The organism is Leifsonia sp. NPDC056665 (assembly GCF_042791795.1).
Classification (GTDB): Bacteria; Actinomycetota; Actinomycetes; order Actinomycetales; family Microbacteriaceae; genus Leifsonia.
The window spans coordinates 20,234-45,412 of record NZ_JBHTXK010000019.1; the positions used below are offsets into that span (position 1 = coordinate 20,234).

The 25,179-nt window shown below is 69.4% G+C and carries 25 protein-coding genes and 1 tRNA gene; 14 read left to right on the forward strand and 12 right to left on the reverse strand.

Features of this window, described 5'->3' with window-relative positions; genetic code table 11:
* Positions 1-49: 49 nt before the first annotated feature.
* Both ACFQ9V_RS16085 and sufU read left to right on the forward strand, forming a co-directional pair.
* Positions 50-1,330 carry a cysteine desulfurase gene (locus tag ACFQ9V_RS16085; RefSeq protein WP_382460128.1) on the forward strand — a complete coding sequence of 427 codons (1,281 nt, stop codon included), beginning with the start codon at positions 50-52 and terminating at the stop codon, positions 1,328-1,330.
* A complete protein-coding gene (sufU, locus tag ACFQ9V_RS16090) occupies positions 1,327-1,764 on the forward strand; it encodes a Fe-S cluster assembly sulfur transfer protein SufU (protein WP_382460129.1) in 438 nt (145 codons plus the stop codon). The genes ACFQ9V_RS16085 and sufU overlap by 4 nt, the downstream gene beginning before the upstream one ends.
* Before the next feature lie 86 nt (positions 1,765-1,850).
* Here sufU and ACFQ9V_RS16095 read toward each other — a convergent pair whose 3' ends face one another.
* Both ACFQ9V_RS16095 and ACFQ9V_RS16100 read right to left on the reverse strand, forming a co-directional pair.
* A complete protein-coding gene (locus ACFQ9V_RS16095; protein ID WP_370057174.1) occupies positions 1,851-2,132 on the reverse strand; it encodes a hypothetical protein in 282 nt (93 codons plus the stop codon).
* 140 nt (positions 2,133-2,272) lie between these two features.
* The gene (locus ACFQ9V_RS16100; protein WP_382460130.1) at positions 2,273-3,241 is read right to left on the reverse strand and encodes a Dyp-type peroxidase; all 969 of its coding nucleotides are present in this window, start codon (positions 3,239-3,241) and stop codon (positions 2,273-2,275) included.
* Between the two features lie 366 nt (positions 3,242-3,607).
* Here ACFQ9V_RS16100 and ACFQ9V_RS16105 point away from each other — a divergent pair, with 366 nt between their 5' ends.
* The 3 genes from ACFQ9V_RS16105 to ACFQ9V_RS16115 are packed head-to-tail and all read left to right on the forward strand — an operon-like array spanning position 3,608 to position 7,571.
* Complete coding sequence (locus ACFQ9V_RS16105) at positions 3,608-4,927, forward strand: glycine betaine/L-proline ABC transporter ATP-binding protein (protein WP_382460131.1); 1,320 nt, start codon at positions 3,608-3,610, stop codon at positions 4,925-4,927.
* On the forward strand, positions 4,924-6,639 hold the full coding sequence (locus tag ACFQ9V_RS16110) for an ABC transporter permease/substrate binding protein (protein WP_382460132.1): 1,716 nt from the start codon (positions 4,924-4,926) through the stop codon (positions 6,637-6,639). The genes ACFQ9V_RS16105 and ACFQ9V_RS16110 overlap by 4 nt, the downstream gene beginning before the upstream one ends.
* Before the next feature lie 59 nt (positions 6,640-6,698).
* The gene (locus tag ACFQ9V_RS16115) at positions 6,699-7,571 is read left to right on the forward strand and encodes a metal-dependent hydrolase (protein WP_382460133.1); all 873 of its coding nucleotides are present in this window, start codon (positions 6,699-6,701) and stop codon (positions 7,569-7,571) included.
* 9 nt (positions 7,572-7,580) lie between these two features.
* On the opposite strand, the gene ACFQ9V_RS16120 is transcribed toward ACFQ9V_RS16115, so the two are convergent.
* The 3 genes from ACFQ9V_RS16120 to ACFQ9V_RS16130 form a co-directional block, all read right to left on the reverse strand.
* Positions 7,581-8,384 carry a nuclease-related domain-containing protein gene (locus tag ACFQ9V_RS16120; protein WP_382460134.1) on the reverse strand — a complete coding sequence of 268 codons (804 nt, stop codon included), beginning with the start codon at positions 8,382-8,384 and terminating at the stop codon, positions 7,581-7,583.
* Between the two features lie 64 nt (positions 8,385-8,448).
* The gene (locus tag ACFQ9V_RS16125; RefSeq protein ID WP_382460135.1) at positions 8,449-8,637 is read right to left on the reverse strand and encodes a hypothetical protein; all 189 of its coding nucleotides are present in this window, start codon (positions 8,635-8,637) and stop codon (positions 8,449-8,451) included.
* 30 nt (positions 8,638-8,667) lie between these two features.
* Complete coding sequence (locus ACFQ9V_RS16130; protein WP_185277705.1) at positions 8,668-8,916, reverse strand: SCO4226 family nickel-binding protein; 249 nt, start codon at positions 8,914-8,916, stop codon at positions 8,668-8,670.
* 135 nt (positions 8,917-9,051) lie between these two features.
* On the opposite strand from ACFQ9V_RS16130, the gene ACFQ9V_RS16135 reads away from it, so the two are divergent.
* On the forward strand, positions 9,052-11,868 hold the full coding sequence (locus ACFQ9V_RS16135) for a LuxR C-terminal-related transcriptional regulator (protein ID WP_382460136.1): 2,817 nt from the start codon (positions 9,052-9,054) through the stop codon (positions 11,866-11,868).
* 34 nt (positions 11,869-11,902) lie between these two features.
* Positions 11,903-12,166: a hypothetical protein gene (locus ACFQ9V_RS16140; protein ID WP_382460137.1), complete on the forward strand. Its 264-nt coding sequence runs from the start codon at positions 11,903-11,905 to the stop codon at positions 12,164-12,166.
* Here the strand turns inward: ACFQ9V_RS16140 and ACFQ9V_RS16145 are convergent.
* Both ACFQ9V_RS16145 and ACFQ9V_RS16150 read right to left on the reverse strand, forming a co-directional pair.
* Positions 12,154-13,554, reverse strand: a complete 1,401-nt coding sequence (locus ACFQ9V_RS16145; protein WP_382460138.1) for a cryptochrome/photolyase family protein — start codon at positions 13,552-13,554, stop codon at positions 12,154-12,156. The genes ACFQ9V_RS16140 and ACFQ9V_RS16145 overlap by 13 nt on opposite strands.
* Positions 13,551-14,189: an MBL fold metallo-hydrolase gene (locus ACFQ9V_RS16150; protein WP_382460139.1), complete on the reverse strand. Its 639-nt coding sequence runs from the start codon at positions 14,187-14,189 to the stop codon at positions 13,551-13,553. Before ACFQ9V_RS16150 ends, ACFQ9V_RS16145 begins: the two co-directional genes overlap by 4 nt.
* 88 nt (positions 14,190-14,277) lie before the next feature.
* On the opposite strand from ACFQ9V_RS16150, the gene ACFQ9V_RS16155 reads away from it, so the two are divergent.
* Together ACFQ9V_RS16155 and ACFQ9V_RS16160 are read left to right on the forward strand one after the other, a co-directional pair.
* On the forward strand, positions 14,278-15,192 hold the full coding sequence (locus ACFQ9V_RS16155; RefSeq protein WP_382460140.1) for a diacylglycerol kinase family protein: 915 nt from the start codon (positions 14,278-14,280) through the stop codon (positions 15,190-15,192).
* Between the two features lie 80 nt (positions 15,193-15,272).
* Positions 15,273-15,348: transfer RNA gene (locus ACFQ9V_RS16160), tRNA-Glu, on the forward strand.
* Positions 15,349-15,390: 42 nt separating this feature from the next.
* On the opposite strand, the gene ACFQ9V_RS16165 is transcribed toward ACFQ9V_RS16160, so the two are convergent.
* The 3 genes from ACFQ9V_RS16165 to ACFQ9V_RS16175 all read right to left on the reverse strand — a co-directional run bounded on the left by ACFQ9V_RS16165 (position 15,391) and on the right by ACFQ9V_RS16175 (position 18,433).
* Positions 15,391-16,533, reverse strand: a complete 1,143-nt coding sequence (locus tag ACFQ9V_RS16165) for a tyrosine-type recombinase/integrase (protein WP_382460141.1) — start codon at positions 16,531-16,533, stop codon at positions 15,391-15,393.
* A gap of 212 nt (positions 16,534-16,745) precedes the next feature.
* The gene (locus ACFQ9V_RS16170) at positions 16,746-17,606 is read right to left on the reverse strand and encodes a hypothetical protein (RefSeq protein ID WP_382460142.1); all 861 of its coding nucleotides are present in this window, start codon (positions 17,604-17,606) and stop codon (positions 16,746-16,748) included.
* A 269-nt stretch (positions 17,607-17,875) separates the two neighbouring features.
* A complete protein-coding gene (locus tag ACFQ9V_RS16175) occupies positions 17,876-18,433 on the reverse strand; it encodes a DUF4304 domain-containing protein (RefSeq protein ID WP_382460143.1) in 558 nt (185 codons plus the stop codon).
* 89 nt (positions 18,434-18,522) lie between these two features.
* Between ACFQ9V_RS16175 and ACFQ9V_RS16180 the strand changes: the two genes are divergently transcribed.
* Both ACFQ9V_RS16180 and ACFQ9V_RS16185 read left to right on the forward strand, forming a co-directional pair.
* Positions 18,523-18,807, forward strand: coding sequence for a hypothetical protein (locus ACFQ9V_RS16180; protein ID WP_382460144.1), 285 nt, complete (start codon positions 18,523-18,525; stop codon positions 18,805-18,807).
* Positions 18,808-19,464: 657 nt separating this feature from the next.
* Complete coding sequence (locus tag ACFQ9V_RS16185; protein ID WP_382460145.1) at positions 19,465-20,496, forward strand: hypothetical protein; 1,032 nt, start codon at positions 19,465-19,467, stop codon at positions 20,494-20,496.
* Positions 20,497-21,127: 631 nt separating this feature from the next.
* Here the strand turns inward: ACFQ9V_RS16185 and ACFQ9V_RS16190 are convergent.
* Both ACFQ9V_RS16190 and ACFQ9V_RS16195 read right to left on the reverse strand, forming a co-directional pair.
* Positions 21,128-21,754 carry a hypothetical protein gene (locus ACFQ9V_RS16190; RefSeq protein WP_382460146.1) on the reverse strand — a complete coding sequence of 209 codons (627 nt, stop codon included), beginning with the start codon at positions 21,752-21,754 and terminating at the stop codon, positions 21,128-21,130.
* An 86-nt stretch (positions 21,755-21,840) separates the two neighbouring features.
* Positions 21,841-22,494 carry a hypothetical protein gene (locus tag ACFQ9V_RS16195; RefSeq protein WP_382460147.1) on the reverse strand — a complete coding sequence of 218 codons (654 nt, stop codon included), beginning with the start codon at positions 22,492-22,494 and terminating at the stop codon, positions 21,841-21,843.
* A gap of 195 nt (positions 22,495-22,689) precedes the next feature.
* Here ACFQ9V_RS16195 and ACFQ9V_RS16200 point away from each other — a divergent pair, with 195 nt between their 5' ends.
* The 3 genes from ACFQ9V_RS16200 (at position 22,690) to ACFQ9V_RS16210 (ending at position 25,073) form a co-directional block, all read left to right on the forward strand.
* A complete protein-coding gene (locus tag ACFQ9V_RS16200) occupies positions 22,690-23,652 on the forward strand; it encodes a TetR/AcrR family transcriptional regulator (protein WP_382460148.1) in 963 nt (320 codons plus the stop codon).
* A 202-nt stretch (positions 23,653-23,854) separates the two neighbouring features.
* Positions 23,855-24,211: a hypothetical protein gene (locus ACFQ9V_RS16205; RefSeq protein ID WP_382460149.1), complete on the forward strand. Its 357-nt coding sequence runs from the start codon at positions 23,855-23,857 to the stop codon at positions 24,209-24,211.
* A gap of 58 nt (positions 24,212-24,269) precedes the next feature.
* Positions 24,270-25,073, forward strand: a complete 804-nt coding sequence (locus ACFQ9V_RS16210; RefSeq protein WP_382460150.1) for an MBL fold metallo-hydrolase — start codon at positions 24,270-24,272, stop codon at positions 25,071-25,073.
* The last annotated feature ends 106 nt before the right edge of the window (positions 25,074-25,179 follow it).

The window sequence follows — 25,179 nt, forward strand, 5'->3', positions numbered from 1 at the left end:
CGTCATGCTCGGCGGGATTGCAGCGAACCCCGGTAGCGTTGAGCACAGTATGCGCACCGACACCCTCGACCCGGTCCGGCTCCGCTCGGACTTCCCGATCCTCTCCCGCGAGGTGAACGGGCACCCGTTCGTCTACCTCGACTCCGGCGCCACCTCGCAGAAGCCCCGGCAGGTGCTCGACGCCGAACGCGACTTCGCCGAGCGGTTCACGTCCGCCGTGCACCGCGGCGCCCACACCGTCGCCGGGGAGGCCACCGAGCTGTTCGAGGACGCCCGCACCCGCGTGGCCCGCTTCGTCGGCGCCCGCCCCGAGCAGCTGGTTTGGACCTCCAACGCCACCGAGGGCCTCAACCTCCTGGCCTACGGGATGTCGAACGCGTCCGCCGGCCGTGGCGGAGCGGCAGCAGAGCGGTTCCGGGTCGGCCCGGGCGACGAGCTGGTCGTCACGGAGGCCGAGCACCACGCCAACCTCATCCCGTGGCAGGAGCTGGCCGCCCGCACCGGCGCGACCCTCCGCGTGATCGGGCTGACCGACGACGGGCTGCTGCGGCTCGACCAGGCGGCCGAGCTGATCGGGCCGCGCACCAAGGTCGTCGCCTTCACCCACGTGTCCAACGTGCTCGGCGCGATCAACCCGGTCGCCGAGCTGGTGACGCTCGCGCACGCCCAGGGCGCGCTCGCCGTGCTCGACGCGTGCCAGTCCGTCCCGCACCTCGCCGTGGACTTCCCGGCCCTCGGCGTCGACTTCGCCGTGTTCTCCGGCCACAAGATGCTCGGCCCGACCGGCGTCGGCGCCCTCTACGGCCGCACAGAACTGCTCGACGCGCTGCCGCCGTTCCTCACCGGCGGCTCCATGATCACCACCGTGACGCTCGACCACGCCGAGTACCTGCCCGCGCCGCAGCGCTTCGAGGCCGGCACGCAGCGGGTGTCGCAGGCGGTCGCGCTGGCCGCCGCCGTCGACTATCTCGACGCGGTCGGGATGCCGGCGATCGAGGCGCACGAGGCGGAGCTGGGCGCGCGGATGCTCGCCGGGCTCGCGGCGATCCCCGGCGTGCGGGTGCTCGGCCCGGGCCCCGACGTCGAGCGCGTCGGCCTCGCCAGCTTCGTCGTGGACGGCATCCACGCGCACGACGTCGGCCAGTTCCTGGACGACCGCGGCATCGCGGTGCGGGTGGGCCACCACTGCGCGCAGCCGGTGCACCGCCGGTTCGGCGTCACGGCCTCCACCCGGATCAGCGCGTACCTCTACAACACGGCGGACGAGGTGGACGCGGCAGTGGAGGCCGTCGCCGGTGCGCGCGGCTTCTTCGGAGTGATCGACCGATGAGCGACCTGCAGAACCTGTACCAGCAGGTCATCCTCGACCACGCCCGCGAGAAGCACGGCTACGGCCTCCGGGAGGACGCCGCGGCCAGCTCGCACCAGTACAACCCGACCTGCGGCGACGAGGTCACGGTGGGCGTGCACCCCGACGCGGACGGCCGCATCCACGCGATCAGCTGGGAGGGCCACGGCTGCTCGATCTCGACCGCGTCTGCGTCGCTGCTCAGCGACTTGGTGCACGACACGGACCGCGCGGAGCTGACGGCGTCGATCGCGGCGTTCCGCGAGCTGATGCAGTCCAAGGGCGCCCTGGAGGGCGACGAGGAGCTGCTGGGCGACGCCGTCGCGCTGGCCGGCGTCTCCCGCTACATCACGCGCGTCAAGTGCGCGATGCTCCCCTGGGTAGCCCTCGAGGACGCCCTCCTCAAGTCCGCCTAGCCGCCGGGGGGCACGTTGTTGTCACTTCTCGCGCTCGAAAGTGACAACAACGTGCCCCTCGGCGGGAGGGTGGGAGCAGGGGAGGGCTAGGGGACGGGGGCGAGGTCGACTTCGTCGGCGATGGCCTCCAGGGCGGAGGGGAGCGTCGGGAACGTCGTGCCGTAGATGAGCCCGGACGGGCCGGCCGCGGTCCAGGTCTCCTGCTTCTTCGCGACCTTGCCGACCAGGTAGCGCCGGTGGCCGCCGAGCGCCTGCCGCTGCGCGATCGGCAGCGTCAGCGGGAACGCGTAGACGTCGCCGCGCGGGCTGACCACCAGCTCCCAGCGGGCGCGGCCCGGGTTGAACTTGCTCGTGAAGATGCGCGACATGATGGCCTTTTTGTACCCTGCCGCCGCCTCCGGCCGCCATGAAGATGACGACCTGTTGCGCGGGAGCACGTCACGCGGCGTCACACGGCGCTCACCCGCGCCGTCACCCGCGCCGTCACCCGCGCCGTCACCCGCCGCCGTCAGTCGCCGAGTCCCTCCAGGAAACCCCGGGTGGGCACGAAGAACGTCGTCCCCGTCGTCGCCGTCGAGAAGTCCAGGATGCGGTCGTGGCTGCCGGGAGGGTCGCCGATGAACATCCGCTCCAGCATCCGCTCGATCACCCACAGCTCGCGCGAGTAGCCGATGAAGTAGGTGCCGAACTCGCCGTGGCCCGGCCTCCCGAACGGCATGTTGTCGCGGAGGATGTCGTGCTCGACGCCGTCCTCGTCGGTGATCGTGTTGAGGGTCTTGTGCGCCTTCTGGCCGTGCTCGACGTCGGGCAGCTCGATGTTCTCCACCTTCGTGCGGCCGATCACGCCCTCCTGCGAGGGCACCGGCAGCCGGTTCCAGGAGGCGAGGTCGTGCAGGTACTTCTGCACCACGACGTAGCTCCCGCCGGAGTGCGCGGGGTCCTCATCGCCGACGATCGCGGCGGCCGCCATGTCGCCGCCGGTCGGGTTGGCCGTGCCGTCGACGAAGCCGAGGAGGTCGCGCGCGTCGAAGTAGCGGAACCCGACGACCTCGTCCATGACCGTCACCGCGTCGCCGAGGGCGTCCAGGAGCTGCCGCTCGAACTCGAAGCAGAAGTCGCCGCGCTCCGACCGGATATGGAACAGCAGATCGCCAGGCGTGGAGACCGCCGTGTGGACCGCGCCGCGGATCTCCGGGAACGGGTGCAGCTCGGCGGGCGGCGCGGCGTCGGTCAGCCTGCTCCAGAACTCCGCGCCGACCCCGATGTTGCACGACAGGTGCGCGCCCAGGTCGCGGAAGCCCACCGTCTTGACGATGTCGGAGATGTTCGCCACCACGTCCCGTGCGATCGCGACGGCGTCGGGGGAGTCCGCGACCGTCACGACGAGGAAGACCGCTGCGCCCGAGAGCGGCGCGTCGACGCTCTGCGGCTCGATCGGGACGCGCTGCCAGGGGTGATCGCCGGTGGAGTTCGCCATGCGCACACTCTGCCGGAATCGCGCACTCCGCGGTAGGTCCGTCGGGGTCGCCGCGCGCGGTTTCACCCGCGCCCGATTCGCGGTCGCTGCGAGGACACTGATAGCGTCGAATAGCTTCGTGCGCCGAACTACTCGGCGCTGGCGAGGTGAACCAGCCCGCGATCAGGGCTGTGCGGCCGCACAGGTGGCCCCGCCCGGATCGTACGGTCGGCTGGCATGGGCGCACCCCGATGGTCGCGCCAGTGACGGTGATTCGCGCGGAAGGCCCGCGCTCGAGTCATGCTGCCGTCGCCGCATGCCGTCGGCCCGGGCGCGACCAGAGTGCGCGTGTCCACCAGACGCGATCGCGCACCGCGGAGAGACACGTTGAGCAACACGATCGCCGTCGAGGCGAGGAACATCTTCACAGTCTTCGGACGCAAACCCCAGGAGGCCGTGCGCCGGCTCCGGCAGGGCGCAAGCCGGAAGGACGTCGCCGGGCTCGGGACGGCCGCCGTCATCGACGCGAGCCTGACCGTCGAGCGCGGCGAGATCTTCGTCGTCATGGGGCTGTCCGGCTCGGGCAAGTCGACCCTGATCCGCGTCCTGAACGGGCTCCTGGAGCCCACCGCGGGCGAGGTGGAGGTCATGGGCACCACGATCACCGGTCTCGCCGGGGCGAAGCTGCGCGCCGTCCGGCAGCAGCACATCTCGATGGTGTTCCAGCACTTCGCCCTGCTGCCGCACCGCACGGTCCTGGACAACATCGGCTACGGCCTGGAGGTGCGCGGGACGCCCGCCGCCGAGCGCCGCGAGCGCGCGGCCGAGGTCCTGGAGCTGGTCGGGCTCGCCGGCTGGGGCGACAAGCTCCCCGGCGAGCTCTCCGGCGGGATGCAGCAGCGCGTCGGCCTCGGCCGGGCGCTCGCCGCCGACACCGACGTGCTGCTGATGGACGAGGCGTTCTCGGCGCTCGACCCGCTGATCCGGCGCGAGATGCAGGAGCAGCTCCTCGAGCTGCAGAGCTCGCTCGGCAAGACCATCGTCTTCATCACGCACGACCTCAACGAGGCGATGTTCCTCGGCGACCGGATCGCCGTGATGCGGGACGGGCGGATCGTCCAGACCGGCACGCCGGAGGAGATCCTCACCGACCCCGCCAACGATTACGTCGCCAGCTTCGTGCAGGACGTCGACCGCGCCCGCGTCCTGACCGCCGCGAGCGTCATGGAGCCGGCCCGCGCGCTGGTCACCGTCGCGGGCGGACCGCGCGCGGCGATGCGGACCATGCGCGACCTCCAGACCTCGGCCGCCTTCGTCGTCGGCCAAGGCCGGCGGCTCCTCGGCGCGGTGCGCGACCGGGACGTGATGCGCCAGGTGCGCGACGGGCAGGGCGACCTGACCGAGGCGATCGACGCGGACATCGCGACGGTGTCCCGCGACGAGGTGCTCAGCGAGCTGGTGGAGCCCTCCGTCGGCAGCGACCTCCCGCTGGCCGTGGTGGACGACCAGCGCCGCCTGCTCGGCGTGATCCCGCGGGTCACCCTGCTCGCGGCGCTCGGGAACGTGTCGAGCGACACCACCGAGATCCCGGTCGTGGTCGAGCCCCCGGCCACCGTGCCGGTGGACGCGATGACGCTGGCCCTGCGCGAGTCCGCCGGGGGCGACCCCATCCCGGTCCTCGCCGACGAGGCGGAGGTGGTCGCGTGAACACGGCACACCTGATCCCGCTCGGCGAGTGGGCGACCGCGGTCGTCGACTTCGTCACCACCGCCTTCGGCGGTCTGTTCGACGTCATCCGCGTGGTCTTCACCGGGATGTACGACGGCGTCGACTGGGCGCTGCAGACGCCGCCGTTCTGGGACGTCATCCTCATCGTCGCGATCCTCGCGGTCTGGCTGCGCGGCTGGGTGTTCGGCGCGGGCACCGTGGTCGGCCTGCTGCTCATCGCCGGGATCGGCCAGTGGCCGAACGCGATGGACACCCTCGCACTCGTGCTGGTCTCCTCGGCCATCGCCATCGCGCTCAGCGTGCCGCTCGGCATCCTCGCCGCGCGGTCGCGGGTCGCGTCGGCGATCATCCGTCCGGTGCTCGACTTCATGCAGACGATGCCCGCGTTCGTGTACCTGATCCCGGCGCTCATCCTGTTCCGGGTGGGCGTCGTGCCCGGCATGGTCGCGACCATCGTGTTCGCGATGGCGCCGGGCGTGCGGCTCACCGAGCTCGGCATCCGCGGCGTCGACACCGAGCTGGTGGAGGCCGGACGCGCGTTCGGCTCGCCGCCGCGGCGTATCCTGCGCCAGATCCAGCTGCCGCTCGCCATGCCGTCGATCCTCGCCGGCGTCAATCAGGTCATCATGCTGTCGCTCTCGATGGTCGTCATCGCCGGCATGGTCGGCGGCGGAGGCCTCGGCCGCGACATCGTCCAGGCGCTCAGCCGCGTGGACGTCGGACTCGGCTTCGAGGCGGGCATCGCCGTCGTCATCCTGGCGATCGTGCTCGACCGGCTCACCGCCGCTGTCGGCACGGCTCGGCTGCGGATGCCGAAGCGCGCTCTCGCGGTGCTCGGCGCCGGCCTGCTCGTCGTAATCGGTGGGACGGCCGTGACCGCGGCCTCCACCGCCGGCGGCGACAAGGGCGACGTGAAGGTGGCCGTGTTCAACGGCTGGCCGGAGGGCGAGGCTGCGTCCTACCTGTGGAAGCACGTGCTGGAGCGCGAGGGCTACCAGGTGGACTTCGAGTACGCCGACGCCGGGCCGGCGTTCGCCGGGCTCAGCACCGGCGACTACGACGTCGCGTTCGACGGCTGGCTGCCGACCACGCACGCGCAGTACATGAAGACGTACGGCGCGCACCTCACCGACCTCGGCGCTTGGAACAACGAAGCCAAGCTGACCATCGCGGTCAACAAGGACGCCCCGATCGACTCGCTCGACCAGCTCGCGTCGCACTCCTCCGACTTCGGCAACCGGCTGGTCGGCATCGAGCCGGGCGCCGGCCTCACCGAGGCGACCCAGAAGAAGGTCATCCCGGAGTACGGGCTGGGGAAGATGGACTACGTCACCTCCTCCACGCCCGCGATGCTGGCCGAGCTGTCGAGTGCGATGAAGAAGCACGACAACATCGCCGTGACGCTGTGGCGCCCGCACTGGGCGTACGACCAGTGGAACCTGAAGGACCTCAAGGACCCGAAGAACACGCTGGGCGCGGCGGAGTCCATCCACTCGATCGCCAGCAAGGACTTCCCGCAGAAGTTCCCGCAGATCGCGAAGTGGGTGAAGAAGTTCAGGATGAAGTCGGACATGCTCTACTCGCTCGAGAACGCGATGTACAACGGCAAGGCCGACTCCAGTCAGTACGACGCCATCGTCGAGAAGTGGATGAACGCGCACTCCGCGTACGTCGACTCGCTCACGAAGTAGTCGCTGGCGAAGTAGTCGCTCGCGGGAGGGCCATCCGATCCAGCCCCTACGCTGGAGGGATGACCCTCCCCGCCGGCGACACCGTCGTCACCTACCCCGACGGCGACCTCGCCTCCACCGGAACCGTGCTGCACGTCGAGCGCCTCGCCGACGGCCGTAGCGCCGTGATCCTCGACCGCACCGCCTTCCACGCCGTCGACCCGGTCTGGCCGGACCAGCCCGCCGACACCGGAACGCTGACCGTCGGAGGCCGGGCCGTCCCGGTCGTCGGCGCGGTCGTCGGCGCGACTGACGGGACCGCGCTGCACGTCGGCGACGCCCCGGTCCGCACCGGGACCGAGGGCTGGTCGTTCCTGGTCTGCCACCTGGTGGAGGACGCGACGGGCGTCGAGCCCGGCGCCTCGGCCGACGTGACGGTCGACGCGGAGACGCGCCTGAGCCTCTCCCTCGGCCACACGGCCTGCCACCTGGCCTCCCTCGCGCTGGACGAGGCGCTCTCCGGGCTCTGGACGAAGGAGGTCCCGCTCGACGGGCGCGGGCAGCCGGCGTTCGACCAGCTCGCCATCGCCTCCTCGCGCATCCTTCCGGACGGCTCGGTGGACGAGTACCGCATCGGCAAGAGCCTGCGGAAGAAGGGCTTCGCGGCCGCCGAGCTCCCTGGCGCACTCGGTGAGGTGACCGATGCCGCCAACGCGCGGCTGGCCGGCTGGGTGGCGGCAGGTGCGGGCGTGGCCATCTCGATCGAGCGCGACGGCGACGGGCTGGGGGAGCGCAGGCGCTGGCGTGCGGAGCTTCCGGACGGCGTTGTCGTCATCCCGTGCGGAGGCACGCACCTGGACTCGCTGGCCGAGGTCGCCGCCATCCGCGTGGAGCTCGACTACGACGGGGAGGCCGCGTCGCTCACGATGCGGACGACCGCCGTCCCGGTCTGACGCACCGGATCAGCGGGTCAGCACCGACACGACCGGCAGGGCGACGGCGACCGCGCCGAGCGCGACCGCGACGACCCAGCCGGCCCGCACGAGCTGCGCTGTCCTGACCTCCCGCTCGATGACCGCGAACCGCTCCACCGTGTCGGCGGACGTGTCCACCGGGCGCCAGGTCGCCGGGTCGTCGAACAGCCGCGCGATCTCGGCGATCGTGGCGGCGTCCAGCACGGCCGGGCGCCGGGTCAGCCACCGGACCAGCTGCTCGGCGCGCAGCACCAGGACCCGGCGCGGCTGCTGCCGCACCGTGACCTCCCTGGTCCCGACGAGCGCGACCACGGCCGTCACGGGCGCCGCGATGCCCGCCTGCGCGAGCACGCCCCGTACGCGGGAGGCCTCCAGGTCGGAGTTGCGCAGGTACGGCTGCTTCTGACCGGCCACCAGCACCGCGCGCTCGCCCACCCACACGCGCTGGCCGCGGTGGTGCTTCGTGTCGACGACGAACACCCCGGGCGGGCCGACCACGATGTGGTCGACGTCGGAGACGGCGCCGGAGGCGTCGGGACGCGTCCCGACCGGGATGGCGTGGAAGACGCTCCAGCCCTCGGGCAGCCGGTCGAGCAGTGCGCCCACCTCGCGCTCGCCCAGCGCGCCCGCGAACCAGGGTGCGGTGTCCTCGCCGATCGGCGGGGCGCCGAGGGCGCGGGCGAGCGTGGACCGCGGCGGCGCCTGCGCCTGCAGGCGCACCACCTGCTCCATCACCGCGGCGCCTGCGGCGCGGTCGCGCATGCGCGTGGTGCGCCGTCCGTCGTCGTTCATCCCCGCCAGCGTACGGACGCGCGGGAGGACTCCCCAGTCCCCAGTGAGGGACGACCGCGGCGGACTACCCCTGGCCGGGTGCCCCCTCGCTGCGGGGCAGCTCCTCGTCGGGCAGCCGCTCCTCGAGGGAGTCGTTGCGGCTCGCGATCTCGTCCAGGGCGTCCTCCGGCGTGTCCCCGAGGCCGGCGACTTTGTCGCGGAGCTCGTGCTCCCGGTACTCGGGAGGCTCCTGCGCGTCGTTTCGATCCGTCATGCGGCGCACTCTACGCCGCCCCGGCCCGCCTCAGACCATGATGTCGACGGCGTAGACCTGATCGGTGGGATGCCCGGCCTTCTCGTGCACGCGCATCACCGCCTCCTTCGACGGACCGGTCGACAGGCAGAACACCTTGCCGCTCTCCGGGTCGAGCCAGGCGGTCTCGAAGTGCACGCCCTCCTCGCCCTCGACCGCCAGGTCGGCGGCGTGCGCCTCGGCGAGCTGGTCCTCCGTGACGCCGACGAATCCGTCGTGGATGTCCATGAATCGTGCCATGATCGGCTCCTTCTCCTCGTGCGCGGAGGATCCTCCCCGCGACGGCCCGAGTCTCCTCGCGGGTGCGCGGCCGTGGCATCGGTCATCCGACCGATCCCGGTGCGGCACGCGTTCGCGCGGCGCTATGCTTCGCGCATGGATGCGGCGCCGGCGTCGTTCCGGGGCGCCGAACGCGTGTGCCCGGTGTTCGTGGGCAGGGAGGACCTGCTCGCGCTGGCCCGCCGCCGCCTGGCCGCCGCGCTGGACGGCAGGGGCGGCCTGCTGCTCATCGCGGGCGAGGCCGGGATCGGCAAGTCGCGGCTGATGGAGGAGGTCGTCGCACTCAGCGCCGTGCGGCGGGTGCACGCCGACGCCTACGCGGACGACCGCGAGACCCCGGGGATGCTGCTGCTCGGCGCCGCCGCGTCGCTCGCGGAGGCCGGGGACGGGCCCGCGGCCGAGCGGATCAGGGGACTGGTGCTGCGCGGGGACCCGGCCGACGGCGCCGATCCCGCCACGCGCTCGACCCGCCGCCGCCTCCTGGTCGCCGAGCTGGCCGCCACGCTCGCCACGGCGCTCACGCTGCCGACGATCCTCGCGCTGGAGGACGTGCACTGGGCCGACCAGCTCACCCTCGACGTTCTCCGCCGGGTCGCGGTCGCCGTGCGCGAGCGGCCGAGCCTCCTCGTGGCGACCTTCCGCACCGAGGACCCGGAGGTCGCGGCCGAGGCGACCGCGTGGCGGCTCGACCTGGCCGGGCACCGGCTGGCGGAGGAGGTGCGGCCCTCGCGCCTCGGCAGCGACGGGGTCGCGCGCATGCTCGCCGCCATCCGCGGCTCCGAGCCGTCAACGGAGGAGGCCGAACGGCTGCACGCGGTGAGCGACGGCATCCCGCTGCACGTCGAGGAGCTGCTCGCCGAGGGCTCCGACGGCGCCCCGGAGACGGTGGCCGCGGCGGTGCTGTCCCGCACGCGCACCCTCGCCCCGGCGTCCTCGGCGGTGCTGGAGGCGGCCGCGGTGATCGGTCGCGAGTCCGACGTCAGGCTGCTGACGGTGGTCGTCGGCGACGACTGGGACCGCGCCGCGCGGGAGGCGGCCCTCGACGACCTCGTGGCGCAGCACCTCCTGGTCCGCGCGGCCACAGGCGCCTACGGCTTCCGGCACGCGCTCATCCGGGACGCGGTGTACTCCGCCGTTCCGTCCGCGCGCCGGCGTATCCTGCACGGCCGCGTCGTCGACGCCGGCGCCGGCCTGTCCGACGCGCTGCTCTCCCTGCACGCCGAGCGGGCCGGGCGGGCCCGGGAGGCGTACGGACTCGCCCGGCGGGCGGCCGAGCGGGCGTCCACGCTCTCCGCGCATCGCGAGGCCGTCGACCTCTACCGCCGCGCACAGCGGACGATGCCGCTCGCCGTGGACGGCCGCGACCGTGCCGACCTCCTGCGCCGGCTGGGCGCCGAGCTCGCCGCCGTCGACGCCAACCGGGAGGCCGAGGCCGAGCTCGCGCGGGCCATCGACCTGTACCGCGCCGCCGGGCTCGCACGGGAGGCCGCCGCCGTCGTGCCCGCGCTCGTCGCCGCCCGGCACCTGCTCGGAGCCGACTATCCGTCGCGGGTGGCCGACCTCCGTGCCGCGCTCGGCTGGATCGACGGCGACGACGACGCGGAGGCCGTCCAGGCGCGCGGCCGCCTCCTCGCCGCGCAGGCCGCCGCCGCCATGCTCGAGCGTCGGCTGGACGACGCGCGCAGGGTCGCGCTGGAGGCGCGGGCCCTCCTGACCGCGGAGAGCGACAGGATCGGCCTCGACGCCACCCTCGGCTCGGTCCTGGTGTTCGCGGGGGAGGGCGAGCCCGCGTGGGACCTGTTGCGCGGCGCGGCGGAGCAGGGCGCGGCGCACGGCCGGGAGGAGGCGGCAGCCCGGGCCTATCGCATGCTCGGCTCGAGCGCGTCGGTGCTCCTGCAGTACGGCCGCGGGTCCGAGTGGCTGGCCGACGGGATCGCCTACGCCGAGCGCATCGAGCGCTGGAACGACGCGCACTACCTCACCGCGCACCTGGCGCACGTCCGCTGGGCCGGCGGCGACCTCCGCGCCGCTGCCGAGCTCGCCGGTCACGCCCTCGCGGACGGCCGGGGCGGCATCACCACGGAGGTGACCGCCCTGCACGTCCTCGGCTACTGCGCCCTGTCGTCCGGCGACCTCGCCCGCGCCGACGAGCTGCTGCGCCGGGCGGAGGGGATCGGCGAGCGGATGCAGGAGCTGCAACGGCTATCGCCTGCGCTGTGGGGGCTGGCCGAGACGGCGCTGCTCGCCGACGACCCGGCCGGCGCGGTCGGCTACTGTGAGCGCGGCGCGGTCGAGTCGCACCGCGTCGAGGACTCCGCCTACGCGTTCCCGTTCGCGGTCACCGGCGTGCGGGCGCATCTGGCGGCCGGGGACGTCGCCGCGGCACGGTCGTGGCTGGAGCGGGTGGGCGCCCTGGTCGAGCGGCGGCGGATCCCCGGGACGGAGTTCGCGCTCCAGCACGCCGCCGGAGTCCTCGCGCTGCGCGAGCGGCGTCCCTCCGACGCCAGGGAGCTGCTCGAGTCGGCCTCCGCCGGGTGGGACGCGCTGGGCCGCTGGTGGGAGGGCACGCAGGCGATCCTGGACCGTGCCGAGTGCGCGCGCCGCACCCGCAGCCCGGCGGAGGCCGCCGCCCTCGTCGCCGAGGCGCGGACGCGGGCGCGCGGGACGGTCCTCGAACGCCGCGCCGACGAGCTGGCCGCCCGGCTGGCCGAGGGCGTCGAGCCGTCGACGCTCAGCGCGCGGGAGGAGGAGGTCGCCGCGCAGATCGCCGGAGGCGCGACGAACCGGGAGATCGCGGCCGCCCTCCACATCGCCCCGAAGACCGTCTCGACGCACGTGGAGCACATCCTCGCCAAGCTCGGCGCGTCGCGCCGATCCGAGATCGCGGCCTGGGCGGCAGGGCGCGGGGCTTGACGGACGTCGTGCCCGCCGGGCTACCATGCCGCACATGAGCCAGATCGAGACCGGGATCGTCTCCTACACGCTGTCCTCCGACTACTACGCGCAGGTCGGCGCCGACTTCGACACCGAGGCGGTGGACGACGCCATCCTGGCCGAGCTGAACCGCAAGCTGCCGACAGGGATCGTCGTGGAGCGCAGCGGGAAGGTGCTGGCCGACGAGGAGCTGGCCGACGTCGCGCGGGGCCTGGACTGGCCTGCGCTGCTGCAGCAGATCGACGTGGATCAGATCCTCGCCGATCACGCGCGCTGAGCGCTCTTGACGGTCTCGTAGGCCGCGAGCGCCGCGCGCCGCGACTCGGGGAGGTCGACGATCGGCTCGGGATACTCGGCGGTGTCCCACTCCGGCACCCAGCGCCGCACGTAGTCGCCGTGCCGGTCGAACTTCGTCCGCTGCAGCTCGGGGTTGAACACGCGGAAGTAGGGCGCGGCGTCCGCCCCTGAGCCGGCGACCCACTGCCAGTTGAACGGGTTGCTGGCGGGGTCGGCGTCCACCAGCGTGTCCCAGAACCACTGCTCGCCGTGCCGCCAGTCGATCAGCAGGTTCTTGGTGAGGTACGACGCGACGACCATCCGCACCCGGTTGTGCATGACTCCGGTTGTCCACAGTTCTCGCATCCCCGCGTCCACGAGGGGGACGCCGGTGCGACCCTGTTGCCACGCGCGCAGCACGGACGGGTGCAGGCGCGGCCAGGGGAAGGAGTCGTACTCGCGATGGATGTTGACGGTGGCCAGGTCGGGGTGCTCGAAGAGCGTGTGAGAGGCGAACTCGCGCCAGCCGAGCTCGGAGAGGAAGGTGGCGGCGGCGTCGGCCAGGGCGCCGTCGCGCGAGCGTGTCTCACGCGCGGCGGTGATCGTGTGCCAGACCTGGTGCGGGCTCAGCTCGCCCCAGCGCAGGCGCGGGGACAGCCGGGAGGTGCCGTCGATGCCCGGCACGTCCCTGTCCTCGCGGTACTGGGCGAGGGCCTCGGCGGCGAAGTCGTCCAGGGCGGCATGGGCTGCCCGCTCGCCCGGCTCCCAGGTGTCGCGGAGGCCGGCCGCCCAGTCCGGATGGGTGGGCAGGAGGTCGAGGTCGCCGATCGCGAGGCCGTCGACGGTCGGGCCGTGCGCCAACCGGGCGGGAGCGCGGAGCGGCTTGCGCGGAGGCGGGGCCGACAGGCACGCCCGCCAGAACGGGGTGAAGACCGAGAACGGCGTTCCGGAGCCGGTGCGGATCGTCCACGGCTCGAAGAGCAGGCTCGCGCCGAAGCTCTCCGCCTCGACCCCGGCCTCCCGCGCCGCGGTCTTCACAGCGGTGTCGATCCGCCGCTCCGGGCCGCCGTACCGGCGGTTCCAGAACACGGCGGCGGCGTCCACGTCGGTCAGGAGCGCGGCGATCGTCGGCTCTGCCGGGCCGCGGAGGACGACGAGCCCGGAGCCGCGCTCGTGCAGGTCGGCGTCGAGGGAGGCGAGGCTGTGGTGCAGCCACCACCGGGCCGCGCCCCCGGGTGGGCGCAGGCCGGGGGACTGGTCGTCCCAGACGAACACGCAGACGACGGGTCGCCCGGAGTGCGCGGCGGCGTCGAGCGCCGGGTTGTCGGCGAGGCGGAGGTCGTCGCGGAACCAGACGACGGCAGGGCGGGAGTCGGGGGCCGCGCTCACAGGTCGAGCGAGTCGCCCGGCTCGAGGGCGAAGAACTCGCCGCCGTTCTGCTCGGTCGCCCACGCGATACGGCCGTTCGAGAGGTCCTTGCCCGCGCGCGACAGCACCATCTCGTGCGTGGGGAAGCTGCGCTTCGGCTTCGTCGCGAGCACGTAGTCCATCGTCTCCGCCACCTTCATCCACGGTGCGCCCGCCGGCACCGCCAGCACATCGAGCTCGACGCCGTCCGGGATGACGAACGAGTCGCCCGCGTAGTAGAGCTCGTCGTTGACCAGCACGCCGAGGTTGTCGACCACCGGGATGCTCTCGTGGATGACGGCGTGCCGGCCGCCGAAGAAGCGGAGGGTGAACGGGCCGGCCTCCACCGTGTCGCCCGCGTGCACCACCGTGACGTCGAAGTCCGCGGCCGCCCTGGCCACGCCCTCCGGGGCGAAGATCGGCGCCTCCGGGCTCAGCTCCAGCACCCGCTTGAGCTGCTCGGGTGTCCAGTGGTCGGCGTGCTCGTGCGTGATGACGACGCCCACGGTGTTCGCGGTGTCCGTCAGCGGCGAGGTGAAGCTGCCCGGGTCGATGAAGAGCTTCTTCCCGGACTCCTCCAGGAGCAGGGCGGCGTGTTCGAACTTCGTCAGTCTCATGGGTTCATCAAACCTCCACCGGGCGGCGCGCGCCAGGTCCGGTCGTGTCGCGCCCTCGCGGACGGCGGCTATGCCATAGTCGTGGTCTATGTCTGTCTCCCCTCGGACCGTGGTCGTCGCGGTCAACCCGATGGCGTCCTTCGGGCGGCGCCGCGACGTCGGGCCGCGCGTCGTCGAGCGGCTGCGGGCCGCCGGCCACACGGTGATCCCGGTGGACGAGGCCAACATCGAGCTGCTCCGCAGGGAGACGATCCGCGCCGTCGAGTCCGGCGCCGACGCGCTGGTCGTCGTCGGGGGAGACGGCATGGCGAACCTCGGCATCAACATCGTCGCGCAGACGGAGGTCCCGCTCGGGATCGTCCCGACCGGAACGGGCAACGACCTCGCCGACGGCCTCGGCATCCCCACCGACGACGCCGACGCGGCGACCGACCAGCTCCTGGAGGCGCTGGGACGCCCGCCGCGCACGATCGACGCCGGCCTCATCCGGCACGGCGAGCAGCACGGCGAGCTCAGCACCTGGTTCGGCTGCGTGCTCTCGGCGGGCTTCGACGCGACCGTGAACGAGCGCGCCAACCTGATGACGCGCCCGCGCGGCCGCAGTCGCTACATCTTCGCGCTGCTCCGGGAGCTGGCCGTCATGCACGCCCGCCCGTACCGCATCGTCGCCGACGGCGAGCAGATCGAGACGGAGGCGATGCTCGTCTCGGTCGCGAACAACCGCTCGCTCGGCGGCGGCATGCGCATCGTCCCGCACGCCGACCTCTCCGACGGCCGCTTCGACCTGTTCGTGGTGACGAAGATGTCTCGCCCGCGCTTCCTCCGGCTCTTCCCGAAGGTGTTCCGCGGCGAGCACACCGGCCTGCCCGAGGTGACCTTCCGCAGCCTCAGCACGGTGCGGATCGAGGCAGAGGGCGTCGTCGCGTACGCCGACGGCGAGCGGATCGGCCCGCTCCCCGTGGAGGTCACCGTCGTCCCCGGCGCGCTCCGCGTCCTGGTCTGACGGCTGCGACACTCCCGGGACGACGGCCCCGTTTTGGCGGAAGGCCCCGTTCTGTGGCATTATCGATGAGTTGCAAAGACGGCCCCATCGTCTAGCGGCCTAGGACGTCGCCCTCTCACGGCGGTAACGCGGGTTCAAATCCCGCTGGGGTCACCATCGCCCGCTTCCCTTGCTTTTCAAGGGAAGCGGGCTTTTTTCTTAGTCGGCAGTCGGTGGCGCGAACCGGGTTCGTGGCAACACTTTGGCAACATTCGATTTCATAGCTGCGTCGTCTAGAGCGACGGCAACAGCATCCAGGTCATCTTCGAAGAGGTCGGCGTAGACATCGAGGGTGATGCTGGCCGACGCGTGGCCGAGCATTCGCTGAACAGCTTTGACGTTGGCGCCGGCCGACACGGCAAGGCTCGCCGCCGTATGCCGCAGCTCGTGAGGCGTCAGCGTCTCGAGGCCGATCGCGGCCGCTGCGGGATCGAACCAGCCGTTTCGGAACGTGTGATTCCGTAACCAGATCTTCGTTCGACTGCCGTAGAACACCGGATCGTCTCCGCTACGGCCCCTGGTCTGCGACTTGAGCGCGTCGACCAGAAATGCAGGGATGGGGATTGAGCGGTGCTCGTAGTCCTTGGGCGGCTCGATGCGCTGGTAGCCCTTGTCGGCCACGACCGTCTGCTGGACCGTGAGCCGTTTCCGCGCGAAGTCGATGTCTCGCACCCGGAGTCCTGCTAGTTCGCCCCAGCGCAGCCCGCAATACGCCAGTGTGAGCACGAGGGTGTCGTAGCCGTGCTCGGAGCCCTTGGAGCGGTCTCCAACGGCCTGAGCGAGCGCAGCGACCTGATCGTGAGTGAGATAGCGCTTGATGGCCCGTACGCGCTTCGGGAGTTTGAGCTTGACCGCCGGGTTGGCGGGAAGGCGTCCGTCGTCCACAGCGAGCTGCAGAGCCCCGCTGAGCACGTTTACGACTTTGCGGATGGTCTCGGGGGAGCCGGGCAATTCCGCAGCCCACTCCTGTACGCGAAGCCGAGTCAGATTCCCGATCGGAATGCGTCCGAGTTCCGGCTCGATGTAGTTCGCGATGATCCCCTCGACCCGGGTTCGCGTCGTGGCGCGGAGGTCGGACCTGCTCGCGAGCCATCGACTCATCCAGTTCGCAACGGTTGTCCTGCTCTTGGCGGGATCGACGTAACGTCCGGTGGCCTTATCCACCTCGACCGATGCCAAGAAGATCTGGGCGTCGAACTTGGTTCGGAAGCCACGTTTCGAGGTCTGCAGGTGGTCGGGTCGCCGGTAGAGCACCCGGTACCGCCGGCCTTTGGTTGTTTCGTACGCCTCAACGCTCCCCATGGCACACCCCCTACGCACATTGCACCGATCCACCGACACCAGGTCGGCAGATCACGTCGTTCCGAATGAGTAGAACCTTTTCTCCCGGCCGGAAGACGCTCGCAAGTCAGAGCTGGCTACACGACCGCGGCGACGGTGGTCCTTCAGCTTGAACGGCGATCACGCGACGAGGTTCTTGCCGGCTACCGACATCGTCACCCTCGGAAGCGCCCTCATCCTCGGCCCAACTCGACCCGACGTCGGGTGCTGCTGCGGTTGACGGGTTGGGTTGCAGCGGTTTCCCACAGGTCGAGAAGTCGTTCGAGATAGGTCATGGCAATCTCGTAGACCGTAGCCAACAATCCGATCCGGTTGCTTAGGCGCGATATAGCGCCGATTGCATCGCTGGTCTCAACTTGCTCGTGCTCTAAAAGCGCGATTGCAACCGGGGTGTTTGAGTGGGCGATTCCGCTACAGATGCGCCACGCTTCGAGACCTGTCATTCGCTGAAAACCGATTCGAGTGTCCGTTAGGCCGAGAATCCGAGTGATCGTCGGCAGATCCTCGATTGAGCCCTGATGCGCTGGACCCTCTGCCTGGATTTGCTTGAGGCGAGTGCGAATATCTCGCCCTCCGTCTTTCGATCCACCACTGCTGCCCAGCAGGCTCTCGACATCGTCAATCGAATCCCACGACAGCCGGAGGGAGTTTCGCACTCTTTTGGTCTGAGTCCCACCATCGAGCAGCCAATACCCATAGCCCGCGGCCTCGATGGCGCTTCGAACAACTGTGTACTCTGCCATGACAGCGAATTCACCGCGGGATTGGAGCGAGTCGCGGACGAATCGCAGATGGTCAACGGCCACCATGGCGTACCAAGCGACCTGGTAGCTAATCGGATTGTAAGGAGTGTGCCGATCATCGCCCCAAAGGCGTGACCCCGGGGCGAGGGAGAAGCCCTGATAGCGTCCGCTCTGGATCAGCCGAGTGAGCCGGTCAAAGTTTGCCTCGAGAAGCGTTCGTCCCAGCGCCGCCTCCTCTGAGGACTCGGTTGCATCAAGCCGTAGGTACTTCGGCACGTATTCGTTGGCCACTCCATTGCCTCCTCGCGAGATTGAAGCACGTGGGTCGATTTCATGTCCTGAGCCGCCGCGCGCCAATCATTCCGTGTCGTTAGGTTTGGCAAGTGCGCGGATCGAGGCCAGCCTGCCACCGGGTGTCCCGATTGCCCGTCGGCATCCTCGGTTGTAAGTCCTCAGTGGCAGGAGGAACGTCGCCGGGTGGGTGTGGTCATGCCGCGTGATCAAAAACAATTAGTGGATCGGCAATCGCACATCGCGTGCCACAGTTGGCCGCCCGCGAGCTACTGGGTAGCCGTCGCGATCTGTTGTCGCATCCAGGGCAACGCCGATCCGAGGAGGTCGCCTCGCAGATCCGACATGAGAAGGTCGAGGTCCTGATCCGGAAATATTCGCCACCACTTGTCCGCTGGATCTTCGGCGAGCTGGCCGATCCGCGTGTGTCGCACGGGCGCAGGGTAGGTAATGGTGGGTGTTGGATTCGGTCCGTAATGCGGCGCGTGAGCTTTCAGCTCATCCCACTCGTCTCGGCGGACTACGAGCAGGTTGACCGTGAATCGGACCTCGGAACGATCGCTATACGCGGACTTCTGGAAGCCGAGCAAGGCCCAATGCGTCTCTGACTTCAAAGAGAACCGCCCGCCTGAACCAATCAAGCCGTTCGCGCGGAGCAGTGGCGCTATTCGCTGCTTCATGAGCTCGGCATACGCCTCCTGAGCCGTCGAAGCAGACGTTTCCAAAACTTGGGTATGAGCCTGATCCGAGGATGTTGGCTGAGAATCGCCAGGTCGGTTGCGCCTACGGACGCGCCAGGCTCTCCAGCTGTCAGGGAAGTTCGTCACGATTCATCCTGACCGCATACGCGGAGTACCTGCAACTGTCTGAGTGGTCGATCCGCCACAGCACGTTATACCGCCTCTAGTCTTTCGTCGTGAGTATCTACGACGACGGCAATTTCAGGATTAAGGCGGTCTGGAAGGAAGTGGTCGAGTACTGGGAGGGCGACTGCGGGTACGTATTTGACGCCGCCTGGGGTGTCGAGCCCGGGGAACTCTACGTACCTGCACCTCAAGATTGGGACGCCGTCACTCCCGAATGGATGAATGGTCGTCGCGATGAGATCGTGGCGCGTTTGATCTCTCGCTCGCACCACACTGTCGTGGAGCTTCCGCCCAGCAGCGGCGAGCTTCTTGGCTGGCGAGTGCTGACCACTTGAGACACGTCCCTCATGCCCGCAAGCAGGTCCCTCATCGTGCATCTTTCGGCTCGTCACTTGTTGGGTCGCGGGCTGGCAACGCCGATGCGCGCAAGACTCGGACGAGAACTTCACGGCTCTCGACTGCAACGCAAGTTGGCGGTTGCCTTACCTGAATTCCTGCGGTTGCCATGCAACCTGGTTTACACGCGACCCCTGCCGTTCACCGGGATGCCGAAGGGGTTCACTTAAAGTGCCTACGTGCATTGCACTTCGGTCTTCGTGTATTAGGTCTTCGTCTTCTCGGTTTTGCCCTTCTTCGTTGGTTCGTGTCTATACCTTGCTCTTCATGTCGTTGCTGCTCTTCCGGTCTTGCTTTCTCCATTCGGGTCGCTCTTCTCCGGTGAGCCCGCATCCTGCTCGTTTGCGCCGTTGTGCTTCGCTCCCATCGGACTCTGCTCGGAACCGCTAGGTTCGGCACATGGATAACGAAGCCCCCGCGAGTGCCTCCGGCGGTCGCGCCCGGAGGGCGGATAACCGCCCGATGGCTCGAGGGGTCTGGGCTGTCACGCAAGTCTGTGCGACGACGACAATCATTGAGGGGGCCTGACCGTGCCGACACATCAAAGCCGTGTGCGTTGGTGGCAGCGTCTACTCGTCCTGATTCCCATATCGATCGTGGCCGTGATCGCCGGGACTGCAGTAATTGATCTCAGCTTCGAGAGCGAGGCCACGTCTCAGTTTTTCGTGCTTGGAGTGACGATCGGCAACGTCGTGTTCGTGTCGGTCATCGTCGCGAGCGACCTGTCGTCTAGATGGAGGGCGGATTCTCGATGGAAGGCGGTCCGCAGGATCGAGCCGGAAGCGCGTCTCCACTCGATGGTCTTGGATGCTCCGACGTGTGTGAGCCTGTGGAGGCTCGGCGCGCTCGACAGCACATTGTCGGTGGCGAAATTCCACGGCATGCGTGCCGCGCTGACGGCGGCGGTTTCGCAGCGCGGAATGCGCATCTATGCGGGCGTCAGAGACCCGCGCGTGGTCGCAGACATCCCGTGGAGCCATTTCGATGCTGTAAGCACGGAACGGGTGCGTCGCAACGGACTCAAGCGTTCACGCGTGCTGCGCATTCGACTCAACGCACCCGGTGACGAGCTGCAGCTGTTCTTCACCGTCGGTTCGTCAGGTTGGAAGGCAATTGCATCCGAGAAGGATTTGGATGATCTCCGCTTGGCCATTCAGCAACACAAACGTGCCGAGAATCCGCGTGCAGGAGCGGACCTCGCTGGACCGGCATTGCGCAGGGTTCCGTTCGGCACGGTCGTTGCTGCGAATGTCGGATACGGAGCGAGGACCTACTTCAACCGCGATCAAGCCCTCATTGGAATCCTTGGCTGCATTTACGTAACGGGGTGGGTCAACAGCTCGTTCGTTTTTCTAACGCGCCATCTTTCGCCATTCGTTACAGGCTTCGCCGCGTCTTACTCCAACGTGTTCCTTTTCGGCTTGATACTCCTACTGGCGCGAAGGGCGTATGTGAGCGCCTTCTTCCGTGAAACACGAGGCGGCTACACGACGCTGCGCTGGCTGGCGGGTGACATCCCGCAGGTCGATGAAGTGAGTGGCCGGGTCGTGCGCATGGCCGGCCAGCGCCTCCTTTCCAAGGACGAGGAGGAGGCCGACTTCTCAAGGGTGAGATCGAAGACTCCTTGAGCACGTCTGACCGCGGCTCCCACTGCGCTTTGGACCGCCGGGAGCGCGGAAAGCTGCGTCATAAGGCCGCGCCCCGCCTAAGGCATCCTGGCGCGCTGAGAGACCGAGTCAAGGGTGCAGCTCCGCTGCATCGCGGAGCGACGCGCAGCGCCCTTGACACGGCCCCTCAACGCGCGATGATCAGGCGTCGGGGCGGAGACCAAGAAGCTACGCGATTTCTCCTACGGTCTGATCTGCGCGCAAAATCCGGCGCGAAACGACAAAGCGCAAATGAGGCGCGTGTCTCGGAAGGGGGCTCCACCCGCAAGCCGTGACGTGTTGTAACCGGTAGCCGTGGGCAATTCAGACCTGTCAGTTGCTTTCAGCGGTCAGGCCTGCGCGGGAGGAGCCGCGAAGTGGCAACAAAATGGCAACAACCGAACGAGGATTGGTGTCATCTGAATGATTTACGGTGATCGCGGATCTCGCTAATTTACTGGGATCACGGGCGCATACGCCGGAATTCTCTTCGTCCCTTTCGCCCTCTCACGGCGGTAACGCGGGTTCAAATCCCGCTGGGGTCACCAACAGCCCGCTTCCCCTGAAACACTGGGGAGGCGGGCTTTTTTCATGTGCCGATGACGGTACGGTGCTACGCATCCCAGGTCGCCGCAGCGAGCCTCCGAAGTCCGTTTCCGTCATCGATGCTCACCGCCAGCGGGTCCTTGATCGCGGCGGAGTAGGCCATGAACAACTTGTTGCGCTCTTTGCGTTGGAGTCCGTCCCCGACGCGATCGGAGATTCTGATCATCGAGGAGAGCACGGCGAAGTCCTGCAGGTGCCGCTGACGCAGCGGATCGTTGACGAGGCCATACGCATACGCCTTGGCGATCAGTGCGCCCTGCAAGGCCGGGCGGAAGATCGTCGCGGCTTGGCCCTGCAGCGAGACTTCGAACGCCTCGGCGCGGTGGAGCACATTCTGTGCGCCGGGAGTCTCCAGAGTCGTGCCGCCGCGGACGCCGACCCGCTTCGCCCGCGCGCCGATGCCTTCGGGGAGCAGGATGTCGATCTGGCCGTGCTCCTGGTTAACCCAGCGATGCTGGTGACCCCGCCAGTCTCGGCCGTCCGGCTCGAATCCCGAGTCGACCAGAGCCCGTGTGAACTGCATCATGATGTCCGGATGGGCCCGGATGTCGAGCACGGCGTCACCATCATCGGTGGGGCGTACGGGCTCCACCTCGCGCTCCCAGCACCACAATTGGACCATCTGGCCGCCCACGAGGCACCATCCGCTCGGAACGCGACGTGCCACACCGATGATCCCGCGCCATGAGGCCTCTTGCCTCGGAGTCATGGCCGGGAGTTCTAGCGCGGCCACTGAACGGCCCCCAGGAGTTCACGGGCGCGGCCGTCTTCGCGAGGGCGGTTCCAGTCGATCAGGTCGGCAAGCACGAACCCCAGCGGTATGGGTGCAAGGGGAAGCTGCTCGACCACGTGGACACGGACGTTCGGCGCATCCGACTCGAGGAGGAGGTTGTCGCGAAGGAAACCCCCGAGCGCGGGAGCAGCGACGTATCCCTCGAACTCGCGAGCCGCAGACAGGCCGGCACGGGCGTCGCTGATGCCCGATGCGACGACACGGCGGTCGGAGGAGATCTCCGCGATATCGGCGGGGTTGGCGGCCATATCCACCATCCGGATCTGCCGAGAACGCAACCATGAATGAAGCAGGCCCAGGGGAGACGGATCGCTTCGAAGGCGTTTGACATAGCGGCCGAGGAAGTGGCGCTCCTGCGCGTCGAGCTCCACCTGTTCGCCGGACAGCGCCGCGATGAGGAGGCGGGCCATCTTCGGGCTCAGCGGGCGGCTGATCGCCGGCCGCTGGTTGATCTCCAGCTGATCGATCGCCCACGAGTGGCCGATGCGCTTCGCCTTGACGTGCCCGGAGTTGATGAGGGCGAGCGCGCGCTGCCGGGAGACCCCGCGGGCCTCGGCGAATTCGGACACACTCAACTGCATTGAACAACTATAGTCGAACGACAATAGAAGTTCAATCGCGGCGCCCTTCAGCCTTCAACCAGGGTCCTGCTAGGAAACACGCGGCGAATTCCGCAGATATCTGCTTTCGGGCAAACGTTTGCATCATTCACCCTTTAATTCGGTCGCTCGCGGAGGGTGTGCGGCGGAGATGCGAACCGACCTGGGGGTCCGAGTATGACGTTGTCCAGTCCCGTGATCGACGGGCGGAGTCCCGACGAAGTCGCTCCGGCCACCGACCCGCACGGCGCGGACCGCGGCCGTCGGACATTTCCGATCGAGGTCCTGGTCAACGGGCGCACGCTTCGGGCGACGCGCTCGATGGGGGAGATCTTCATCCGGACCGCGCGCATCAACGTCACCAGCGCAGGCTGCCCGCTGACCGTGCTCTCCCACTCCGACGGGGTCGAACTGCTGCACATCACCGGCGCCACGCCCATCGTGGTCCGGGACCTCGCGGAGGGCCGCGATCTCGCGCTCCGCAACGAAACCTCCTCTTCACCGACGACCTGGAAAGGACTCACCATGCACGACCTCTCGGAGCGCATCGTCTCGGCCGCATACGGACTCTTCGCGCATCGCGCCGTCCACGATGTCACCCGCGAGCAGGTGCTGGAGGCTGCCGGTGTCACAGCGTCGGAGCTCGACGGCGAGTTCGCGTCGCTCGACGCCCTGGCCGAGGCGTGCCTGAAGCGGCGCGAGCGCGACTGGACCATCGGTCTTGTCCGCGCCGGCGTTCAGGCGCGCAGCGACCGGCCGGAGGAGCAGCTGCTGGCGATCTTCGATGTGTTCGACGAGTGGTTCCACCGCAGCGACTACGAGGCGTGCATGTTCGTCAACGTCCTGCTCGAGATGGGCAAGGACCACCCGCTGGGGCGTGCGAGCGTCGAGCACCTCACCTACATCCGCGGCTTGGTGTCGGGGCTCGCGACGGATGCCGGCCTGTCCGAGCCCGAAGAGTTCGCCTATTCGTGGCACATCCTGATGAAGGGCGCGATCATCAACGCGGTGGAGGGTGACGGAGCCGCGGCGAGGCGGGCGCAGGCGATGGGGCGCGCACTCATCGCCGAGCACAGCCGAGCCGCGCAGGAGGCGCACGAAGCGGAGCACCAGCTCGACCCGCGCTGGGCGGTCGGCTGAGCGCCGACGGCTAGAACCACCTGTCGACGCTTGAAGCCACGGCAGAGCGCACTTAAACTAGGGAGTGCGTCCACGAGACGCCGTGGTTTCTCACCCCCATCTGGTCGTTGCTGCCGACCGCGCGGCGTCATGTGGGATCCTCCATTCGCGCCCACCATCGCCCTCGCGACGAGACGCTCGAGTCTCTGGCAGATGAATCGTCATGCACACCACACTGAAGGCGGAGGCAGGAAGCCCCCGCCACTACGCGCTCGCCCGGTCAGGGCGAACGACACCATCCGTCGCCGGCGGCGCGCCCGCGGCGGCGCGCTCGCACGCGAGCCGGATCCGCATGATCGGTGCGGACGACACCATCGTGAGCGTCATCCTCGACGTGAGCCCGATCCGCGCGGAGACCGACGAGATCAGGCTCGGTGGCGCGGTCATCGGATACATCACGCGAGCGGAGCACCGCTTCATCGCGTCCGCGAGCCAACGGCCAGGATCCACTCGCACGGCCGGCACCTTCGACCTGTGGGACAAAGCCGCGGCGGAGTTGCTTCTCCAGCGGCACGATTGAGCTCGTGCGCCGGTGACCTCCTCACCGGCCGACCGGTGTCTCTGCTACCGTCGCCACCATGCTGAGTCCGGTCGCCGAGGGCGTGCGCGTCCACCAGAGCGTGTTCTGCCAGACCAACACCGTCGTGGTCGACGGCGACGCCGGTGCGCTGCTGGTCGATCCGGGCATCCTCGACGAGGAGCTGGGCGGCATCGCGGCGGGCCTGCGTGCGTCCGGCACACCGGTCGCGGCCGGGTTCGCCACGCACCCGCACTGGGATCACGTGCTCTGGCACCCCGCGTTCGGCACCCCGCCCCGCTTCGCGACCGCGCGCGCCGCCGGTGCGATCGAGGCCTTCCTCGCGAACGAGGCGTGGCGGGAACGGCTGGCCCCGATGATCCCCGCCGACATCGCCGATCGCGTGCCGCTCACCCTCTTCGGCGAGCTCACCGGCCTCCCGGACTGCGCCGAGTGGATCCCGTGGGACGGCCCCCGTGTCCGCGTCGTCGAGCACCGCGCCCACGCGGCCGGCCACGCGGCGCTGCTGATCGAGGAGAGCGGTGTCCTCGTTGCCGGAGACCTCCTGTCGGACGTGCTGGTGCCGCTGGTCGACCACGGTGCGGACGACCCGATCGAGGACTACCTCGCCGCTCTGACGCTCATCGAGAGCATCGCCGACAGTGTCGGGACGGTCGTCCCCGGCCACGGCTCGGTCACGGGACCGGACGGCCTCCGCGACCGCATCGAGCTCGACCGCGCCTATCTGCTCGCGCTGCGCGCCGGCGAGCACCCGGCGGACGACCCGCGGCTCGGCCCGGACGCCGTCTACGACTGGGTGGCCGGCGTGCACGAGCGGCAGGCGGGGCTGCTCGGGCAGCGGTAGAGCAGGGAGGATACCCGCCGACCCGGTAGACTGGGTGCTCGCGAAGGGGAGTATCCCGAAGAGGCCGATCGGCCTCGCGCTGTGAACGTCATCACGGTCCGCTCGG

What these genes read in the sequence shown, in the direction of transcription:
- sufU (WP_382460129.1), top strand. Translation starts at nt 1,327, where the DNA reads ATGAGCGACCTGCAGAACCTGTACCAGCAGGTCATCCTCGACCACGCC.
- ACFQ9V_RS16125 (WP_382460135.1), bottom strand. Translation starts at nt 8,637, where the DNA reads ATGACGGATCGAAACGACGCGCAGGAGCCTCCCGAGTACCGGGAGCAC.
- ACFQ9V_RS16140 (WP_382460137.1), top strand. Translation starts at nt 11,903, where the DNA reads ATGAGCCAGATCGAGACCGGGATCGTCTCCTACACGCTGTCCTCCGAC.
- ACFQ9V_RS16150 (WP_382460139.1), bottom strand. Translation starts at nt 14,189, where the DNA reads ATGAGACTGACGAAGTTCGAACACGCCGCCCTGCTCCTGGAGGAGTCC.
- ACFQ9V_RS16155 (WP_382460140.1), top strand. Translation starts at nt 14,278, where the DNA reads ATGTCTGTCTCCCCTCGGACCGTGGTCGTCGCGGTCAACCCGATGGCG.
- ACFQ9V_RS16085 (WP_382460128.1), top strand. Translation starts at nt 50, where the DNA reads ATGCGCACCGACACCCTCGACCCGGTCCGGCTCCGCTCGGACTTCCCG.
- ACFQ9V_RS16165 (WP_382460141.1), bottom strand. Translation starts at nt 16,533, where the DNA reads ATGGGGAGCGTTGAGGCGTACGAAACAACCAAAGGCCGGCGGTACCGG.
- ACFQ9V_RS16195 (WP_382460147.1), bottom strand. Translation starts at nt 22,494, where the DNA reads ATGCAGTTGAGTGTGTCCGAATTCGCCGAGGCCCGCGGGGTCTCCCGG.
- ACFQ9V_RS16205 (WP_382460149.1), top strand. Translation starts at nt 23,855, where the DNA reads ATGCACACCACACTGAAGGCGGAGGCAGGAAGCCCCCGCCACTACGCG.
- ACFQ9V_RS16095 (WP_370057174.1), bottom strand. Translation starts at nt 2,132, where the DNA reads ATGTCGCGCATCTTCACGAGCAAGTTCAACCCGGGCCGCGCCCGCTGG.
- ACFQ9V_RS16100 (WP_382460130.1), bottom strand. Translation starts at nt 3,241, where the DNA reads ATGGCGAACTCCACCGGCGATCACCCCTGGCAGCGCGTCCCGATCGAG.
- ACFQ9V_RS16135 (WP_382460136.1), top strand. Translation starts at nt 9,052, where the DNA reads ATGGATGCGGCGCCGGCGTCGTTCCGGGGCGCCGAACGCGTGTGCCCG.
- ACFQ9V_RS16200 (WP_382460148.1), top strand. Translation starts at nt 22,690, where the DNA reads ATGACGTTGTCCAGTCCCGTGATCGACGGGCGGAGTCCCGACGAAGTC.
- ACFQ9V_RS16210 (WP_382460150.1), top strand. Translation starts at nt 24,270, where the DNA reads ATGCTGAGTCCGGTCGCCGAGGGCGTGCGCGTCCACCAGAGCGTGTTC.
- ACFQ9V_RS16130 (WP_185277705.1), bottom strand. Translation starts at nt 8,916, where the DNA reads ATGGCACGATTCATGGACATCCACGACGGATTCGTCGGCGTCACGGAG.
- ACFQ9V_RS16120 (WP_382460134.1), bottom strand. Translation starts at nt 8,384, where the DNA reads ATGAACGACGACGGACGGCGCACCACGCGCATGCGCGACCGCGCCGCA.
- ACFQ9V_RS16115 (WP_382460133.1), top strand. Translation starts at nt 6,699, where the DNA reads ATGACCCTCCCCGCCGGCGACACCGTCGTCACCTACCCCGACGGCGAC.